Genomic DNA, 18,230 nt, shown 5'->3' with positions numbered 1-18,230 from the left:
TTCTCAAGCTCATAAAAGACCGTAAAAGGTGCATAAGTTTTTTTAGGATGTAAAAAAGCCGGCCGATATAGCCGGTTTTTTTGTGCCTGTTCACTCGTGAATCAGCGGCAACTCAAATAGGAACGTGGTGCCTTGATCAACCACGCTCAGGCATTCGATTTTGCCGCCATGGTGGTCGACCACCGCTTTGACCATCGACAGGCCTAGACCAACGCCGTCGATGCCTTGCGCGGAAGAAAAGCGTCGATATTGGCTGAACAGGTCGGGCAACTCTTCGGATGAGATGCCTTTGCCTTGATCGATCAATTCACAGTGCAACCACTCCTCGCGGCAACAGACGCGCAGGGTGATCGTGGTGTCGGCCAGGCTGTACTTGATCGCGTTCTCCAAAAGGTTGAACAGCGCGCGGGTCAGCAAGCCTTGGTCAGCATTGATCAGGCGTTCCTGCGATTCCTCATCCATGTCATGCAGCAGCTCGATGCGTTTCTGCTGGGCGATGGGCAACGCCTGATCCAGCACATCCAGCACCAGCATCGCGAACAGCGTCGGCTGAAATTGGTACGCCTCGGACTCAGCCCGCGCCAGCAGAACAAAACCGTCGGTCAGATCCAGCGCACGACGCACCTGGCGTTCGATTTGTTCGAACAACGGCGCATCGGCCCCGACTTGATGACGGTGCACATCGAGCAAGGCGAGGATGGCAGAGTGCGGCGCGCGCAGGTCGTGGGAAAGAAAGCGCAACAACACACTGCGTTGCTCCTCGGCCGCGCGTTCAGCACTGAGGTCGGTGAGACTCAGCAGCCAACCGATCGGCGTGTCACCGTCTACCGGCAGCAGGGCGGCCCGCTCCAGACGCAGGCTGCGCTCCTTGTGATCGCAAAACTCCAACAGCGGCAGGGCGGACAATGGCGGACGCTGCTCTGTGGATAACTCCGGGTAACCAAGACGTGCGAGTTGTGCAAGGACGTCATCCCCCACCAGGTTGTTATCGAAGAGCTGGCGAGCCTTGCGATTGCCCAACAGGATCTGTCCTTTGGGATCGCTGATCAATGTGGCAACCGGCAGGTATTCCAGGCCGTCGGCAATAAACCGACGGGTATCGCGGGTTCGGCTCATGGCTTGCTCAAGCGCCATGATCTGGCCCTGCAAACGGTCAGCCCCGGTGAATTGCGAGCGACGGCGTTCGGGGAAAACCTTCGGTTCGTTGTCCAGCCGTGCCAGTTCCCAGCCGAAATAGGTCAGCACCACGCTCAGGCGCCGCCAGTTCCAGATCAGATAACCGAACAACATGCCCAGCACTGCAGGTGTCGGCGACCACCAACGGCGCATTTCCGCTAAACCTGCACTGGCCAGCAACGCGCACGCCATGCCAATCAACGTGACCCACAGTGCCCAGCGCGGACGCCACAACAGCAGGCCAAGACTGCCGGCCACCAAGGCGACCGATAACAAGGCGCCCATGGCGGGAGACGCATCGTGCAAGTTGATCTGTGCGCGATAAGACAACAGCGCAGTCAGCGGCAACAGCACTAGACTTATCCACAACCATTCGCGCACCAACTGGCGAAACAGGCGTTGCACCTGGCTCGGCTCTCGGCTTTCACGCCGACGATCATGGTTCATGTGGAAAAAGGGCAGGGCAGTGTGAATGGTTTCATAGGCCACAGGTCTGAGACGTAGACCGAAGAATCATAGCGGACGTCGACCGACGGCGGCTGCTTACTTTCATAGCGAGGGCCGAGCGACTATGGTTGTCCGCCAACTGCCCAAGCAACAAGGAATCACCGCGTATGCGCGTTGCGATACTGGACGACGAACCCGCCGAACTGCGCCGGGTCGAGCAAACCCTGCAGCAAATGGCCGACGCTGGCGAACAGCCGTGGTCGTTGCACAGCTTTGAGCGCGGTGAAGACCTGCTACGGCAACTGCGCCGGGAAACCTTCGACCTGCTGATCCTCGACTGGCAACTGCCCGACCTCACCGGCCTGGCCCTGCTGCGCTGGACCCGCGAACACATGGAAGCGCCACCGGCGGCGATCATGCTCACCAGCCGCGATGGCGAGAGCGATATCGTCCAAGCGTTGAATGCCGGGGCTGATGATTATGTGAGCAAGCCGTTTCGGCCGAATGAGCTGAAGGCGCGGGTGGCTGCGGTATTGCGGCGGCATAGCCAGCAACGTGCGGCGGCGACGGAAGTGCTGAGCTTTAACGATCTGACGTTTGATGACGCTGAGCTGACTGTCACCCGCGAGGGAAAGCCGATTGTCATGACCGAGCGTGAATATCGACTGGCGCGGTGTTTGTTCAGCAACCTGGGCCGACCGTTGTCGCGGGATTATCTGTATGAACGGTTCTGGCCGCATGAGGAGATGGCGTCGTCGCGGCCGTTGGATACGCATATCTATCGGCTGCGGAACAAACTTGGGCTGACGGCGGATCGGGGTTGGCAGTTGTTGACGATTTATGGGTATGGGTATCGGTTGGAGAGTGTGGCGACAGGGAGCTGACTCTAGTGCCTCCGAAAGCTTGAACCATATTGTTGCAATCAACAAAATGGTTCGCTGGCTAGCGAAAAGTGATTGGCCTGCCAGCATCGACTAGCCATAAAAAACCCGGTGAATAGAATTCACCGGGCTTTTTCATTTTTCTTTACGATTTGCCCGAGGATCAGAAATCCAGGTTAGAAACCGCCAGCGCATTGCTCTCGATGAAGTCACGGCGAGGTTCGACCGCATCACCCATCAGGGTGTTGAAGATCTGGTCTGCGCCAATGGCGTCTTCGATAGTGACTTTCAGCATGCGGCGCACGCTCGGGTCCATGGTGGTTTCCCACAGCTGATCCGGGTTCATTTCGCCCAGACCTTTGTATCGCTGGATGGTATGGCGCTTGGTGCTTTCAGCCATCAGCCAGTCGAGGGCTTCCTTGAACTCGGTGACCGCTTTCTTGCGCTCGCCACGCTGGATGTACGCGCCTTCGTCGAGCAGGGTGCTCAGTTGAGCGCCGAGGGTGACGACGGTCTTGTAGTCGTTGCTGCCGAAGAAGTCGCGGTTGAAGGTGACGTAGTTCGACAGGCCGTGGGAGATCAGTTCGACCTCTGGCAGCCACACACCACGTTCACGGTCTTCACGCAGACTGGCCTTGTAGACCAGACCGGATTTTTCCACGGTACGCAGACGCGCTTCGTACTGGGCCAGCCACTCTTGCATCGCTGCGTGGTCGCCGAGCTTTTCCAGGCTCACGGCCGGCAGGTAGATGAAGTGCTCGGTCAGTTCCTGCGGGTACAGGCGCGACAGACGCTTGAGGGTCTTCATCACCATGCGGAAGTCGTTCACCAGACGCTCGAGCGCTTCACCGGAAATGCCCGGGGCTTCTTCGTTCAGGTGCAGGCTCGCATCTTCCAGGGCCGACTGCGTCATGTACTCTTCCATGGCGTCGTCGTCTTTGATGTATTGCTCTTGCTTGCCTTTCTTGACCTTGTACAGCGGCGGCTGAGCGATGTAGATGTAGCCACGCTCGATCAGCTCCGGCAACTGACGGAAGAAGAAGGTCAGCAGCAGGGTACGGATGTGCGAACCGTCGACGTCAGCATCGGTCATGATGATGATGTTGTGATAACGCAGCTTGTCGATGTTGTACTCGTCGCGACCGATACCGCAGCCCAGTGCGGTGATCAAGGTGCCCACTTCCTGGGAGGAGATCATCTTGTCGAAACGGGCTTTCTCGACGTTGAGGATCTTGCCCTTCAACGGCAGGATCGCCTGGGTCTTGCGGTTACGTCCCTGCTTGGCAGAGCCGCCCGCGGAGTCACCTTCCACGAGGTACAGTTCGGACAGCGCCGGGTCTTTTTCCTGGCAGTCAGCGAGCTTGCCTGGCAGGCCGGCGATGTCCAGCGCGCCTTTGCGGCGGGTCATCTCACGGGCCTTGCGCGCGGCTTCACGGGCGCGAGCGGCATCGATCATCTTGCCGACAACCAGCTTGGCTTCGTTCGGGTTTTCCAGCAGGAAGTCGGAGAAGTACTTGCCCATTTCCTGTTCGACCGCGGTCTTCACTTCGGAAGAGACCAGCTTGTCTTTGGTCTGCGAGCTGAACTTCGGATCCGGCACCTTCACCGAGATGATCGCAGTCAGGCCTTCACGGGCATCGTCACCGGTGGTGGCGACTTTGTGCTTCTTCGCCAAGCCTTCCGCTTCGATGTAGGTGTTCAGGTTACGCGTCAGTGCCGAACGGAAACCCACCAGGTGAGTACCGCCGTCGCGCTGCGGAATGTTGTTGGTGAAGCACAACAGGTTCTCGTTGAAGCTGTCGTTCCACTGCAGGGCGATTTCCACGCCGATGCCGTCGTCACGCTGGATGTTGAAGTGGAACACCTGGTTGACCGCAGTCTTGTTGGTGTTCAGGTATTCAACGAAAGCACGCAGACCGCCTTCGTACTTGAACAGCTCTTCCTTGCCGCTGCGCTCATCCTTGAGGACGATGCCGACACCGGAGTTGAGGAAGGACAGTTCACGAATACGCTTGGCCAGGATGTCCCAGCTGAAGTGGATATTCTTGAAGGTATCAGCCGAAGGCTTGAAGTGGATCTGGGTGCCGGTGGTTTCGCTGTCGCCAACGATCGCCATCGGCGCCTGAGGTACGCCGTGGACGTAGGTCTGTTCCCAGATCTTGCCGCTGCGGCGAACGGTCAGGACCAGTTCTTTGGACAACGCGTTCACAACCGACACACCTACACCGTGCAGGCCGCCGGATACCTTGTAAGAGTTGTCGTCGAACTTACCGCCAGCGTGGAGGACGGTCATGATGACCTCGGCGGCGGAAACGCCTTCCTCTTTGTGCACGTCTACCGGGATGCCACGGCCGTTGTCTTTAACGGTGATGGACTCATCCGGGTGGATGATGATGCTGATGTCGTCGCAGTGGCCGGCGAGGGCTTCGTCGATCGAGTTGTCGACCACCTCGAACACCATGTGGTGCAGACCGCTGCCATCGTCGGTGTCACCAATGTACATACCGGGACGTTTGCGTACGGCATCCAGGCCTTTCAGCACTTTAATGCTCGTTGAGTCGTACGTATTTTCTTCGCTCAATGCCTTCACTCCCGATGGTCGTGGGTCTGGGTGATACGGCCCTGTTCCACGTGGAACAGAGCGACTGGCGTTTCCGTCTGCCAGCCCTCCCTCAATAATTCGTGATCTACACAGGTGATGAACACCTGGCAGCATAAGTCTTCCAGCAAGCGGCACAACGCGCGACGGTGGTTCTCGTCCAACTCGGACGGCAAGTCATCCACCAGATAAATACACTGACCGCGTCGGGCCTGGCTGACCAGGTGCCCTTGGGCAATCCGCAGTGCACAGACCACCAACTTCTGCTGACCCCGGGACAAAATGTCCGCGGCGTTGTGTGCGCCCAATCTAAGACGCAAATCAGCCCGTTGCGGTCCGGCCTGGGTATGACCCATTTGCTGATCCCGTTGCAGGGATCCGGCCAGTACGGCGCTCAATTCCCGGTCTTTGTCCCAGCCTCGGTAATAGCTGAGCGTCAAACCTTCGAGCTCAACCAGTTCGCTCAAGGTTTGTTCAAAGACTGGTTTCAAGGCTTTGATGTAAGCGCGGCGGTATTCATCGATTTCAGCGCTGGCCTGGCACAGTTCCCTGTCCCAAACCGCTTGCGAAACGGCGTCAAGTGTACCATGCCGCAGCCAGGAGTTTCTCTGGCGCAAGGCCTTCTGCAAACGCTGCCAGGTAGCCATGAAGCGCGGTTCGACGTGGAACACGCCCCAGTCGAGAAACTGCCGGCGAATCTTCGGTGCACCTTCGAGCAAGCGGAAGCTGTCGGGGTTGATCAACTGCAGCGGCAGGATCTCCGCCAGTTGCGCGGCGCTACGGGCGTTCTGGCCGTCGATACGGATCTGAAACTCGCCCTGACGATCGCGCGAGATGCCCAAAGCGCTATGGCCACCCTCGGCCAATTCAACCTGACCGAACACGGTACAGGCGAGCTGCTCATACTGGATGACCGGCAACAGACGCGTGCTGCGAAACGAACGGGCAAGCCCCAGCAGATGAATGGCTTCCAGAACACTGGTTTTGCCGCTGCCGTTGGCGCCGTAAAGAATGTTGATGCGGGGGGAGGGGGAGAAGGTCACCGGGTGCAGATTGCGCACCGCGGTGACCGAAACACGACTTAAGGACATCCAGGGTCAGCTGATTACAGACGCATCGGCATGACAACGTAAGCCGAATCGTCGTTGTCGGACTCTTGCACCAGCGCACTGCTGTTAGAGTCGGACAGGATTAGACGAACCTGCTCGGTGGTCATCACGCCCAGCACGTCGAGCAGATAGCTCACGTTGAAGCCGATTTCCAGCGAGCCGCCGTTGTATTCAACGCCCACTTCTTCTTCTGCTTCTTCCTGCTCCGGGTTGTTAGCCTGGATCTTCAACTGACCGCTGGCCAGTTGCAGACGGATACCACGGTACTTCTCGTTGGACAGAATCGCGGTACGGCTGAACGCTTCACGCAGAGCCTGACGATCGCCCAATACCAGCTTGTCGCCGCCCTTCGGCAGAACGCGCTCGTAATCCGGGAATTTGCCGTCGACCAGTTTCGAGGTGAAGGTGAATTCACCGGTGGTCGCACGGATGTGGTGCTGACCCAGCACGATGCTGACGTTGCCGTCCGGCTCGGTGAGCAGACGCGCCAGTTCGAGAATACCTTTGCGCGGCACGATCACCTGATGGCGATCCGGCTGGCCGATATCGGCTTTCATCGAGCACATGGCCAGACGGTGACCGTCAGTGGCCACAGCACGGATGATGCCTTCGGAAACTTCCAGCAGCATGCCGTTGAGGTAATAACGCACGTCCTGCTGGGCCATGGCGAAGCTGGTGCGTTCGATCAAACGTCGCAGTTTGCTTTGCTCAAGGCTGCAAGTCAGCGAACCCGGACCTTCTTCAACGGTCGGGAAGTCGTTGGCTGGCAGGGTCGACAGGGTGAAGCGGCTACGGCCAGCCTTCACGACCAGCTTCTGCTCGTCGACCTTGATGTCGATCAGCGCGTCGTTGGGCAGGCTTTTGCAGATGTCCATCAGCTTGCGCGCAGGCACGGTGATGGAACCTGTCTCAGCTGGCTCCTCAAGTTGCACACGACCGACCAGTTCGACTTCCAGGTCGGTACCGGTCAGCGACAGTTGCTGGCCTTCGACTACCAACAGCACGTTGGACAGTACCGGCAAGGTCTGTCGACGCTCGACGACGCCTGCGACCAGTTGCAGGGGTTTCAACAGGGCTTCGCGTTGAATGGTGAAATGCATGGTCTAGTCCCTTGCCTTAATAAGCTGCGCTGGTGTTCATCAAGTGGTCAGTGTACGCAGCAGGTTCTTGTAGTCCTCGCGGATGTCCGCGTCGGATTCCTTAAGTTCGTTGATCTTGCGGCAGGCGTGCAACACGGTGGTGTGGTCACGGCCACCAAACACATCACCGATTTCCGGCAGGCTGTGGTTGGTCAGTTCCTTGGACAACGCCATGGCCACCTGACGCGGGCGTGCTACCGAGCGCGAGCGGCGCTTGGACAGCAAGTCCGAGATCTTGATCTTGTAGTACTCGGCGACGGTGCGCTGAATGTTATCCACAGAGACCAGTTTGTCCTGCAATGCCAACAGGTCTTTCAGGGATTCGCGAATCAGCTCGATGGTGATGTCGCGGCCCATGAAGTGCGAGTGGGCGATCACGCGCTTCAGCGCGCCTTCCAGCTCACGGACGTTGGAGCGAATGCGTTGGGCAATGAAGAACGCGGCGTCGTGCGGCAAGTCGACTTTGGCCTGGTCGGCCTTCTTCATCAAGATCGCCACGCGGGTTTCCAGCTCCGGCGGCTCGACGGCAACCGTCAGACCCCAGCCGAAGCGGGATTTGAGGCGCTCTTCAAGGCCTTCGATTTCTTTCGGGTAGCGGTCACTGGTGAGAATGACCTGCTGGCCACCTTCAAGCAGGGCGTTGAAGGTGTGGAAAAACTCTTCCTGCGAACGCTCCTTGCGGGCGAAGAACTGAATGTCGTCGATCAGCAAAGCATCCACCGAACGGTAGAAACGCTTGAACTCGTTGATCGCGTTCAGTTGCAGCGCCTTGACCATGTCGGCCACGAAACGCTCGGAATGCAGGTACACGACCTTGGCATTCGGGTTCTTCTTTAATAGATGGTTACCCACCGCGTGCATCAAGTGAGTTTTACCCAGGCCGACGCCACCATAAAGGAACAGCGGGTTGTAGCCGTGCTTCGGGTTGTCCGCCACTTGCCAGGCCGCCGCGCGGGCGAGCTGGTTGGATTTACCTTCGACGAAATTCTCGAAGGTGAAGGTGCGGTTCAGGTAACTGGTGTGCTTGAGCGCGCCTTCGACCTGCACGGTGCGCTGTTCTGCGCGGACCGGGGCCTGTTGTGACGCAGCACCGGACATCGGATCGAAGCTGTCACGCGATGGCTCGTCACTGATTTCAACGGATTTCTGCGTCGAGCGCTTGGCCGGCGCAGGCGTTGACACAGGAGCAGGCGTATTTGCAGGCGCGCCCGTGTTTACCTGGGCCTGGGAAACCTGTGCGGCAGCCAGCGGTGCATTCGGTGCGGCACGTGGGGCCGAGCTGCGTTTGCTGCCTATTAATAAGGAAAGCGCCGGCGCCATGCCGTCGCCATGCTCATCCAGCAGTTCAAGGACGCGGCCCAGGTACTTTTCGTTGACCCAGTCCAGCACAAAACGGTTCGGTGCGTAGACGCGCAACTCGTCGCCTTCGGCTTCGACCTGTAGTGGACGGATCCAGGTGTTGAATTGTTGGGCAGGCAGCTCCTCGCGCAAAAGCTCCACGCACTGCTGCCAAAGTTCCACTGACACGGATATCCCCTAAGTTGAAAGCCGGTGAGGCAAAAACAAGCGGCCATTGTAGCGGCGAGCCGCCCACTTATCCACATGCAGGTAGTCCGCTGCGCATGATTTATCAATGCGTTAAATGACAACAAAGCGACCAACGGTGTGTGAATAAGCTCTGTGGATAACCCGCTCTAAGGGCACTGGACAACTGGGGGTTGAACTCGGTGGATAACCTGCCTGTGGATAACAGCCCATTCCACACACAGGTTATCCGACAGTGCAGCACAGGCTGAACACGGTTTTCCACTGTAGTTGTCATCCTCTGTACATCAGGTTAAACAAGGCCTGAGAGTAGTTATCCACAGAAGATGGTGGCCCTAGCTTTTATAAGCTTTACAGAAAAGCTTTAAATAATTCCCTTCTTTATTTTTATATTTGGCGAACAGGCTGTCAGCCCAAGAAGGCATCGAGATCTATTTATAAGGAAACGCTGGTTGGAAATTGACCTGAAGGCTTGCTTTCTCTAGAATCCCCGGTCTCTTAAAACGGGGGCCATTCCGGCCCGTTGTGGACGAACCAGGTAACACGACAATGAAACGTACTTTCCAACCAAGCACTATCAAACGCGCCCGTACCCACGGTTTCCGTGCTCGCATGGCTACCAAGAACGGCCGTGCAGTCCTGTCGCGTCGCCGGGCCAAAGGTCGTGCGCGTCTGGCAGTTTGATAATCCGGTACTGGAGGTGAGTCAGGACTTCAGTCGGGAGAAGCGTCTGCTAACCCCCCGGCATTTCAAGGCAGTCTTTGACTCCCCTACCGGCAAGGTTCCGGGGAAAAATCTCCTGCTCCTTGCACGCAACAACGATCTTGATCACCCCCGTCTCGGGCTGGTTATCGGGAAAAAGAGCGTAAAGCTCTCCGTTGAGCGCAATCGACTCAAACGTTTGATGCGCGAATCATTCCGTCTGCACCAGGATTCACTGGTCGGCTGGGATATCGTTATCGTCGCGCGCAAAGGTCTGGGCGATGTAGAAAACCCCGAATTGATTCAGCATTTCGGCAAGCTCTGGAAGCGTCTGGCACGCAGCAAGCCAGTTCCAGAAGTCAAAACCGAAACTGTAGGGGTAGACAGTCCTGATGCGTAAACTGGCCCTCGTTCCGATCCAGTTTTATCGCTATGCCATTAGTCCTTTGATGGCCAGTCATTGTCGTTTCTACCCCAGTTGTTCCTGCTACGCGTATGAAGCCATTGAAAATCATGGCCTTCTGCGCGGTGGCTGGCTGACCTTTCGTCGTTTAGGTCGCTGTCATCCGTGGAATCCCGGTGGTTATGACCCGGTTCCACCTATCCCTACCTCCCGTTCTTCTTCGATGGCCGAGTAATCATGGATATCAAACGCACGATCCTGATCGTCGCCCTGGCAATCGTGGCCTACGTTATGGTCCTTAAATGGAACCAGGACTACGGTCAGGCTGCCCTGCCGACTCAGAATGTTGCTTCCAGTACGACTACATCCGGTTTGCCGGACACCGCCACTGGCAATAATGCTGCCGCCAGTGACGATATTCCGCGCGCCGCTAGCGATACCAGCGCACCTGCCGAAACACCGGTAGCCGCCAGCAAGGATCTGATCCAGATCAAAACCGACGTGCTCGATCTCGCGATCGATCCACAAGGTGGCGACGTTGCCCAACTGACCTTGCCTCTGTATCCACGTCGTCAGGATCGTCCTGATGTTCCGTTTCAGCTGTTCGATAACGGCGGCGAACGTGTTTATCTGGCACAAAGCGGTCTGATCGGCACCAATGGCCCGGATGCAAATCCTGCCGGTCGTCCGGTTTACTCCTCGGAGAAGAAGACTTATCAACTGGCTGACGGTCAGGACCAACTGGTCGTAGACCTGAAGTTCAGCAAGGACGGCGTCAATTACATCAAGCGTTTCACTCTGAAACGCGGCCTGTATGACGTAGCTGTTTCCTACATTGTGGATAACCAGAGCGCTCAGCCCTGGAACGGCGCGATGTTTGCTCAGTTGAAGCGCGATAACAGCGCCGATCCTTCGTCCACAACCGCTACTGGCACCGCGACTTACCTGGGCGCCGCCCTGTGGACAAGTTCGGAGCCGTACAAGAAAGTGTCCATGAAGGACATGGACAAGGCGCAGCTGAAAGAAACAGTCACCGGTGGTTGGGTAGCCTGGCTGCAACACTACTTCGTGACTGCATGGATTCCGGCGAAGGGCGAAAACAATGTCGTCCAGACCCGTAAAGACAGCAAAGGCAACTACATCATCGGTTACACCGGTCCGACACTGACCGCTGCTCCGGGTGCCAAAGTTGAAACAAGCGCTGTGCTGTACGCCGGTCCGAAAAGCCAGGCTGTGCTGAAACAGTTGTCCCCAGGTCTGGAACTGACCGTCGACTACGGCATTCTGTGGTTCATTGCCCAGCCAATCTTCTGGCTGCTGCAACACATCCACGCCATCGTCGGTAACTGGGGCTGGTCGATCATTTTCCTGACCATGCTGATCAAGGGTCTGTTCTTCCCTCTGTCGGCTGCCAGCTACAAATCGATGGCGCGCATGCGTGCCGTTGCACCGAAACTGGCTGCACTGAAAGAACAGCATGGCGATGACCGGCAGAAAATGTCGCAATCCATGATGGAGCTCTACAAGAAAGAGAAGATCAATCCGCTGGGCGGCTGCTTGCCGATCCTCGTGCAGATGCCGGTTTTCCTCTCGCTGTACTGGGTTCTGCTGGAAAGCGTGGAAATGCGCCAAGCGCCGTTCATGCTGTGGATCACTGACCTGTCGATCAAGGATCCGTTCTTCATTCTGCCGATCATCATGGGCGCAACCATGTTCATCCAGCAGCAGTTGAACCCGACTCCTCCGGATCCGATGCAGGCGAAGGTCATGAAAATGATGCCAATCATCTTCACCTTCTTCTTCCTGTGGTTCCCGGCGGGTCTGGTGCTGTACTGGGTAGTGAACAACTGCCTGTCCATCACCCAACAGTGGTACATCACGCGTAAGATCGAACGGGCTACCAAAGCAGCCGCTTGATTTACACTGTGGATAACCACTCAAAACGCCCCCTAGTGGGGCGTTTTGCTATCTGTCATTTTTGTCTGGATTCCGGTTAATGAGCGTACCTCGTGAAACCATCGCTGCTGTCGCCACCGCTCAAGGTCGCGGCGGTGTCGGCATCGTCCGTATTTCCGGGCCACTGGCCAGCGTTGCCGCACAAGCCATCAGCGGCCGCGCACTGAAACCGCGTTACGCCCATTACGGGCCGTTTTTCAGTGATGACCAGCAAGTGCTCGATGAAGGTCTGGCGCTGTATTTCCCGGGGCCGAACTCGTTCACCGGTGAAGACGTGCTGGAACTGCAGGGCCACGGCGGCCCGATCGTTCTGGATATGTTGCTCAAACGTTGTCTGGAACTGGGCTGCCGTCTGGCGCGTCCGGGGGAATTCAGCGAACGCGCGTTCCTCAATGACAAACTCGACCTGGCACAGGCCGAGGCGATTGCCGATTTGATCGAAGCCAGTTCTGCACAGGCTGCGCGCAATGCATTGCGCTCATTACAAGGCGCTTTTTCCCAGCGTGTGCATAACCTCACCGAACAGCTGATCGGGTTGCGTATCTACGTCGAAGCCGCCATCGACTTCCCGGAAGAAGAAATCGACTTTCTCGCCGATGGTCATGTTTTGAGCATGCTCGACAAAGTTCGCAGTGAGTTATCCACTGTGCTGCGCGAAGCCGGGCAGGGTGCTTTGCTAAGAGATGGCATGACGGTGGTAATTGCCGGCCGTCCGAACGCTGGTAAATCGAGCCTGCTCAATGCCCTGGCCGGACGTGAAGCGGCGATTGTTACCGAGATTGCCGGCACTACACGGGACATCCTGCGGGAACATATTCACATCGACGGCATGCCGCTGCACGTTGTCGATACTGCAGGCTTACGTGATACCGACGATCAGGTGGAAAAGATCGGCGTCGAGCGGGCGCTGAAAGCCATCGGTGAAGCCGATCGGGTTTTGCTGGTAGTCGATGCAACCGCACCGGAAGCGCTCGATCCGTTTGCGTTGTGGCCGGAATTCCTCGAAACCCGCCCGGATCCGGCAAAAGTTACCCTGATCCGTAATAAAGCCGATTTGACCGGGGAAGCAATTGCCCTGGAAACCAGTGAAGATGGCCATGTTACGATCAGTTTGAGCGCCAAATCAGCCGGTGAAGGGCTGGATCTGTTGCGCGACCATCTCAAAGCCTGCATGGGCTACGAGCAGACGTCTGAAAGCAGTTTCAGCGCTCGCCGCCGCCACCTGGAAGCGTTGCGCCACGCCAGCGCAGCTCTTGAACACGGTCGCGCACAACTGACTCTGGCGGGTGCCGGTGAGTTGCTGGCCGAAGACCTGCGTCAGGCTCAGCACTCTCTAGGCGAAATCACCGGGGCATTCAGCTCTGATGATCTGCTGGGACGGATCTTTTCCAGCTTCTGTATCGGTAAATAAACCTTCCGCTATCCACAGACAGGTCCATTCGCGACCTGTCTGCGCCTCCTTTCTCCAAACCTCTCTCCAGTGCCGGGTAGATTTCGTCTCCCTGAGCGGATTTCTCGTGCCCGCTATTTCATCATTTGCCGGTTTTCTGTGGATTAAGCCCTGTGAATAACTGCCACTGAGGTCGGTTGATAACAGGGCTTCAAAACTGGATATAACCCCATCTGTGGATAACCACCTCTTTCATCCACAGGCTTAGACCGGTTATCCAAGCCCCTCATTGGCACCTGAACACAGGGTTTTGAAACCCTGTACATATTGAATATAAAGGCCTGTAGCAATCTATCCACAGAAAGTCGCCTCAGTAGAAATAAACATAAAAACAAAGGTTTTATAAATTTCTCTCTTTTTTATTCTTTTAACCTAGAGTTCTCCACAGCTGGTTAAATTTTGTGCAAAGGGTTCTTTAGGAAGGGCGAAGTCCCTATACTTGTCGACCAGGTTCAAAAACCTGATCTCAAACTATTCCTGAATTACCTACTTAAGCAGGCACGAGGTGCGTGGTGGATTTCCCTTCCCGTTTTGAAGTGATCGTCATCGGCGGCGGTCATGCCGGTACCGAGGCAGCACTGGCCTCAGCACGTATGGGGGCAAAAACCCTGTTGCTGACGCATAACGTGGAAACCCTCGGTGCCATGAGTTGCAACCCGGCCATCGGTGGCATTGGCAAAAGCCATCTGGTCAAGGAAATCGACGCCCTCGGCGGCGCGATGGCCATGGCGACCGATAAGGGCGGCATCCAGTTTCGCGTGTTGAACAGCCGCAAAGGCCCAGCCGTACGGGCGACCCGTGCGCAAGCTGACCGGATTCTGTACAAGGCCGCTGTCCGCGAAATTCTGGAAAACCAGCCGAACCTGTGGATATTTCAACAAGCTGCTGATGACCTGATCGTCGAGCAGGAACAAGTCCGCGGTGTGGTCACACAAATGGGTCTGCGTTTCCTTGCCGATTCAGTGGTATTGACCACCGGTACGTTCCTCGGCGGACTTATCCACATCGGGTTGCAGAATTTTTCTGGTGGTCGCGCCGGTGATCCGCCGTCGATCGCCCTGGCTCACCGTCTGCGTGAAATGCCATTGCGTGTCGGTCGCCTGAAAACCGGCACCCCGCCGCGTATCGATGGCAAGTCTGTGGATTTCTCGGTGATGACCGAGCAGCCGGGCGATACGCCGATCCCGGTGATGTCGTTCATGGGCAACAAAGAACAGCATCCACGCCAGGTCAGCTGCTGGATTACTCACACGAACGCCCGCACCCACGAAATCATCGCGGCGAACCTCGATCGTTCGCCGATGTATTCCGCTGCCGGTGAAATCGAAGGCATCGGCCCGCGCTATTGCCCGTCGATCGAAGACAAGATCCACCGCTTTGCCGACAAGGAAAGCCATCAAGTGTTCATCGAACCGGAAGGTTTGACCACCCATGAGCTGTATCCGAACGGGATATCCACAAGCTTGCCGTTCGACGTGCAATTGCAGATCGTGCAATCGATCCGCGGCATGGAAAACGCGCACATCGTGCGTCCGGGTTACGCGATCGAATACGACTACTTCGATCCGCGCGATCTGAAGTACAGCCTCGAGACCAAAGTCATCGGCGGTCTGTTCTTCGCTGGGCAAATCAATGGCACCACCGGTTACGAAGAAGCTGGCGCCCAAGGTTTGCTCGCAGGTGCCAACGCCGCACTGCGCGCCAAGGGCAAAGAAGCCTGGTGTCCACGTCGCGATGAAGCGTATATCGGCGTATTGGTCGACGACCTGATCACCCTCGGCACTCAAGAGCCGTACCGCATGTTCACTTCGCGTGCCGAGTACCGCCTGATCCTGCGTGAAGACAACGCCGACCTGCGTCTGACCGAAAAAGGCCGCGAGCTCGGTCTGGTCGATGACGCGCGTTGGGCGGCCTTCTGCAAGAAACGCGAAAGCATCGAACTCGAAGAGCAACGCCTGAAAAGCACTTGGGTTCGCCCGAATACGCAGCAGGGCGATGCAATTGCCGAGAAATTCGGCACGCCGCTGACCCACGAATACAACTTGCTCAATCTCTTGAGTCGTCCGGAAATCGACTACGCTGGTCTGGTCGAAGTGACCGGCAATGGCGCCGAAGATCCACAGGTCGCCGAGCAGGTTGAAATCAAGACCAAGTACGCCGGTTACATCGACCGTCAACAGGACGAAATCGCTCGTCTGCGCGCCAGCGAAGACACGAAATTGCCTGTGGATATCGATTACACCAACATTTCCGGTCTCTCCAAGGAAATCCAAAGCAAGCTCGGCGCGACTCGTCCAGAGACGCTTGGCCAGGCTTCGCGGATCCCGGGCGTGACCCCGGCAGCGATTTCGCTGTTGATGATTCATTTGAAAAAACGCGGCGCGGGCCGTCAGTTGGAGCAAAGCGCTTGAGTTCTAAGGTCACTTCGCAACACGCCGAAGAGTTATCCACAGGAGCCCGCGAGCTGGGTGTCAATCTCACTGAAACCCAGCACGAACTGCTGCTGGGTTATCTGGCCCTGTTGATCAAATGGAACCAGGCCTACAACCTGACCGCCGTGCGTGATCCGGACGAAATGGTCTCGCGGCACTTGCTCGATAGTCTCAGCGTGATGTCGTTCATCGAAAACGGCCGTTGGCTCGACGTCGGCAGCGGCGGCGGCATGCCGGGAATCCCGTTGGCGATCCTGTATCCGGACGCGCAAGTGACCTGTCTGGACAGCAACGGCAAGAAAACCCGCTTTCTGACCCAGGTCAAACTCGAACTCAAACTGGATAACCTGCAAGTTATCCACAGTCGTGTCGAAGCCTTCCAGCCTGCACAGCCGTTCAACGGGATCATTTCCCGGGCGTTCAGCAGCATGGAGAACTTCACCAACTGGACTCGCCACCTCGGCGATGCCGATACACGCTGGCTGGCAATGAAGGGCGTTCATCCGGCCGATGAGCTGGTAGCATTGCCGGCAGACTTCAAACTCGATAGCGAACACGCCCTGGCCGTACCCGGTTGCCAAGGCCAACGCCATCTGCTGATACTGCGCCGCACGGCATGATTGGGAACACAAGCAAGAATGGCTAAGGTATTCGCGATAGCGAACCAAAAGGGTGGTGTGGGCAAGACCACCACCTGCATCAACCTCGCAGCATCCCTGGTCGCGACCAAGCGCCGGGTGCTGTTGATCGATCTCGATCCACAGGGCAACGCCACCATGGGTAGCGGTGTGGATAAACACGGCCTGGAAAATTCGGTCTATGACCTGCTGATCGGCGAATGCGATCTGGCCCAGGCCATGCACTATTCCGAACATGGCGGTTATCAACTGCTGCCGGCCAACCGCGATCTGACGGCGGCCGAAGTGGTGCTGCTGGAAATGCAGATGAAGGAAAGCCGTCTGCGTAGTGCGCTTGCGCCGATCCGTGAAAACTACGATTACATTTTGATCGACTGCCCGCCGTCGCTGTCGATGCTCACGCTGAACGCACTGGTCGCTGCTGACGGGGTAATTATCCCCATGCAGTGCGAGTATTTTGCGCTCGAAGGTCTCAGCGACCTTGTGGATAACATCAAGCGCATCGCTGAACTGCTCAATCCGAACCTGAAAGTCGAAGGTTTGCTGCGGACCATGTACGACCCGCGCCTGAGCCTGATGAACGACGTTTCGGCACAGCTCAAGGAACACTTCGGCGAGCAGCTCTACGACACGGTGATCCCGCGCAACATCCGTCTGGCCGAAGCGCCAAGCTACGGCATGCCGGCGCTGGCCTACGACAAGCAATCGCGCGGCGCCCTGGCTTATCTGGCCTTGGCCGGCGAGATGGTTCGCCGTCAGCGCAAAAATTCACGCATCGCCGCCGCTCAGGCAACTTAAGGAATCCCCATGGCCGTCAAGAAACGAGGTCTCGGACGTGGACTGGATGCACTGCTGAGTGGTCCGACCGTCAGCGCGCTGGAAGAACAGGCCGCGCAAGCTGACACCCGTGAACTTCAACACCTGCCACTGGACCTGCTGCAGCGTGGCAAGTACCAGCCGCGCCGGGACATGGATCCGCAGGCGCTGGAAGAGCTGGCGCTGTCGATCAAGGCACAAGGCGTGATGCAGCCGATCGTGGTTCGCCCGATTGGCGGTGGCCGCTTTGAAATCATCGCCGGTGAACGCCGCTGGCGCGCGAGCCAGCAAGCCGGGCAGGAAACCATCCCGGCGATGGTCCGTGATGTACCGGATGAAACCGCGATCGCCATTGCGCTGATCGAGAACATCCAGCGTGAAGACCTCAACCCGATCGAAGAAGCGGTAGCCCTGCAGCGTTTGCAGCAGGAATTCCAGCTGACCCAGCAGCAGGTCGCCGAAGCTGTGGGCAAGTCCCGCGTCACCGTGGCCAACCTGTTGCGTCTGATTGCACTGCCGGAAGTCATCAAGACCATGTTGTCCCACGGCGACCTGGAAATGGGTCATGCCCGTGCATTGCTCGGTCTGCCAGAGAATCAGCAGGTGGAAGGGGCGCGACATGTTGTCGCACGCGGCCTCACTGTGCGCCAAACTGAAGCACTGGTTCGCCAGTGGTTAAGTGGCAAACCGGAGCCTGTGGAAGCCACCAAACCCGACCCGGATATCGCCCGCCTCGAACAGCGTCTGGCCGAGCGCCTAGGCTCTGCGGTGCAGATTCGCCACGGCAAGAAGGGAAAAGGTCAGTTGGTGATCGGTTATAACTCCCTCGATGAGCTTCAAGGTGTGCTCGCGCACATTCGCTGAAACATTTCCTCATGTAGCGCGCAGTCGGAAATCACTACCTGACAGTTGAATAGGGGCAGAACCGCCCCTATAC

At 57.3% G+C, this 18,230-nt stretch carries 15 protein-coding genes; 10 read left to right on the top strand and 5 right to left on the bottom strand.

The genetic code is table 11. The annotated features are described in order from the left end of the window. Positions 1-90: 90 nt before the first annotated feature. Positions 91-1,623 carry a HAMP domain-containing sensor histidine kinase gene (locus C2E19_RS01080; protein ID WP_129386948.1) on the bottom strand — a complete coding sequence of 511 codons (1,533 nt, stop codon included), beginning with the start codon at positions 1,621-1,623 and terminating at the stop codon, positions 91-93. A 167-nt stretch (positions 1,624-1,790) separates the two neighbouring features. Here C2E19_RS01080 and C2E19_RS01075 point away from each other — a divergent pair, with 167 nt between their 5' ends. Further along, positions 1,791-2,507: a response regulator transcription factor gene (locus C2E19_RS01075; RefSeq protein ID WP_129386946.1), complete on the top strand. Its 717-nt coding sequence runs from the start codon at positions 1,791-1,793 to the stop codon at positions 2,505-2,507. Between the two features lie 160 nt (positions 2,508-2,667). On the opposite strand, the gene gyrB is transcribed toward C2E19_RS01075, so the two are convergent. Genes gyrB through dnaA form a run of 4 tightly spaced genes read right to left on the bottom strand, consistent with a single transcriptional unit; the run spans position 2,668 to position 8,878 of the window. Next, positions 2,668-5,085, bottom strand: a complete 2,418-nt coding sequence (gyrB, locus tag C2E19_RS01070) for a DNA topoisomerase (ATP-hydrolyzing) subunit B (protein WP_129386943.1) — start codon at positions 5,083-5,085, stop codon at positions 2,668-2,670. 5 nt (positions 5,086-5,090) lie between these two features. Next, entirely contained in the window at positions 5,091-6,194 is a 1,104-nt protein-coding gene (recF, locus tag C2E19_RS01065) for a DNA replication/repair protein RecF (RefSeq protein ID WP_129386940.1), read from the bottom strand. A gap of 14 nt (positions 6,195-6,208) precedes the next feature. Next, positions 6,209-7,312: a DNA polymerase III subunit beta gene (gene dnaN, locus C2E19_RS01060; protein ID WP_007911887.1), complete on the bottom strand. Its 1,104-nt coding sequence runs from the start codon at positions 7,310-7,312 to the stop codon at positions 6,209-6,211. A 39-nt stretch (positions 7,313-7,351) separates the two neighbouring features. Then, on the bottom strand, positions 7,352-8,878 hold the full coding sequence (dnaA, locus tag C2E19_RS01055) for a chromosomal replication initiator protein DnaA (RefSeq protein WP_129386937.1): 1,527 nt from the start codon (positions 8,876-8,878) through the stop codon (positions 7,352-7,354). A 567-nt stretch (positions 8,879-9,445) separates the two neighbouring features. On the opposite strand from dnaA, the gene rpmH reads away from it, so the two are divergent. The 9 genes from rpmH to C2E19_RS01005 all read left to right on the top strand — a co-directional run bounded on the left by rpmH (position 9,446) and on the right by C2E19_RS01005 (position 18,157). After that, positions 9,446-9,580, top strand: coding sequence for a 50S ribosomal protein L34 (gene rpmH / locus C2E19_RS01050; RefSeq protein WP_003213577.1), 135 nt, complete (start codon positions 9,446-9,448; stop codon positions 9,578-9,580). A 16-nt stretch (positions 9,581-9,596) separates the two neighbouring features. Then, positions 9,597-9,998 carry a ribonuclease P protein component gene (rnpA, locus tag C2E19_RS01045; protein WP_042704971.1) on the top strand — a complete coding sequence of 134 codons (402 nt, stop codon included), beginning with the start codon at positions 9,597-9,599 and terminating at the stop codon, positions 9,996-9,998. Further along, positions 9,991-10,236 (top strand): membrane protein insertion efficiency factor YidD, encoded by a 246-nt coding sequence (gene yidD, locus C2E19_RS01040; protein WP_010465488.1) that lies wholly within the window; start codon positions 9,991-9,993, stop codon positions 10,234-10,236. The genes rnpA and yidD overlap by 8 nt, the downstream gene beginning before the upstream one ends. A gap of 2 nt (positions 10,237-10,238) precedes the next feature. Continuing rightward, positions 10,239-11,918 carry a membrane protein insertase YidC gene (yidC, locus tag C2E19_RS01035; protein WP_129386930.1) on the top strand — a complete coding sequence of 560 codons (1,680 nt, stop codon included), beginning with the start codon at positions 10,239-10,241 and terminating at the stop codon, positions 11,916-11,918. Between the two features lie 79 nt (positions 11,919-11,997). After that, on the top strand, positions 11,998-13,368 hold the full coding sequence (gene mnmE, locus C2E19_RS01030) for a tRNA uridine-5-carboxymethylaminomethyl(34) synthesis GTPase MnmE (RefSeq protein WP_129386927.1): 1,371 nt from the start codon (positions 11,998-12,000) through the stop codon (positions 13,366-13,368). Between the two features lie 551 nt (positions 13,369-13,919). Continuing rightward, on the top strand, positions 13,920-15,818 hold the full coding sequence (gene mnmG / locus C2E19_RS01020; RefSeq protein ID WP_129386924.1) for a tRNA uridine-5-carboxymethylaminomethyl(34) synthesis enzyme MnmG: 1,899 nt from the start codon (positions 13,920-13,922) through the stop codon (positions 15,816-15,818). Next, positions 15,815-16,459, top strand: coding sequence for a 16S rRNA (guanine(527)-N(7))-methyltransferase RsmG (gene rsmG, locus C2E19_RS01015; protein ID WP_095188719.1), 645 nt, complete (start codon positions 15,815-15,817; stop codon positions 16,457-16,459). The genes mnmG and rsmG overlap by 4 nt, the downstream gene beginning before the upstream one ends. Before the next feature lie 18 nt (positions 16,460-16,477). Further along, positions 16,478-17,275 (top strand): ParA family protein, encoded by a 798-nt coding sequence (locus C2E19_RS01010; RefSeq protein ID WP_007911909.1) that lies wholly within the window; start codon positions 16,478-16,480, stop codon positions 17,273-17,275. Between the two features lie 9 nt (positions 17,276-17,284). Continuing rightward, the gene (locus tag C2E19_RS01005; RefSeq protein WP_129386921.1) at positions 17,285-18,157 is read left to right on the top strand and encodes a ParB/RepB/Spo0J family partition protein; all 873 of its coding nucleotides are present in this window, start codon (positions 17,285-17,287) and stop codon (positions 18,155-18,157) included. The last annotated feature ends 73 nt before the right edge of the window (positions 18,158-18,230 follow it).

Source organism: Pseudomonas sp. DTU12.3, assembly GCF_004124275.1.
GTDB classification, from domain to species: domain Bacteria; phylum Pseudomonadota; class Gammaproteobacteria; order Pseudomonadales; family Pseudomonadaceae; genus Aquipseudomonas; species Aquipseudomonas helmanticensis.
The sequence above is the reverse complement of the archived record's forward strand: the minus strand, read 5'-3'. Positions and strand labels throughout refer to the sequence as shown.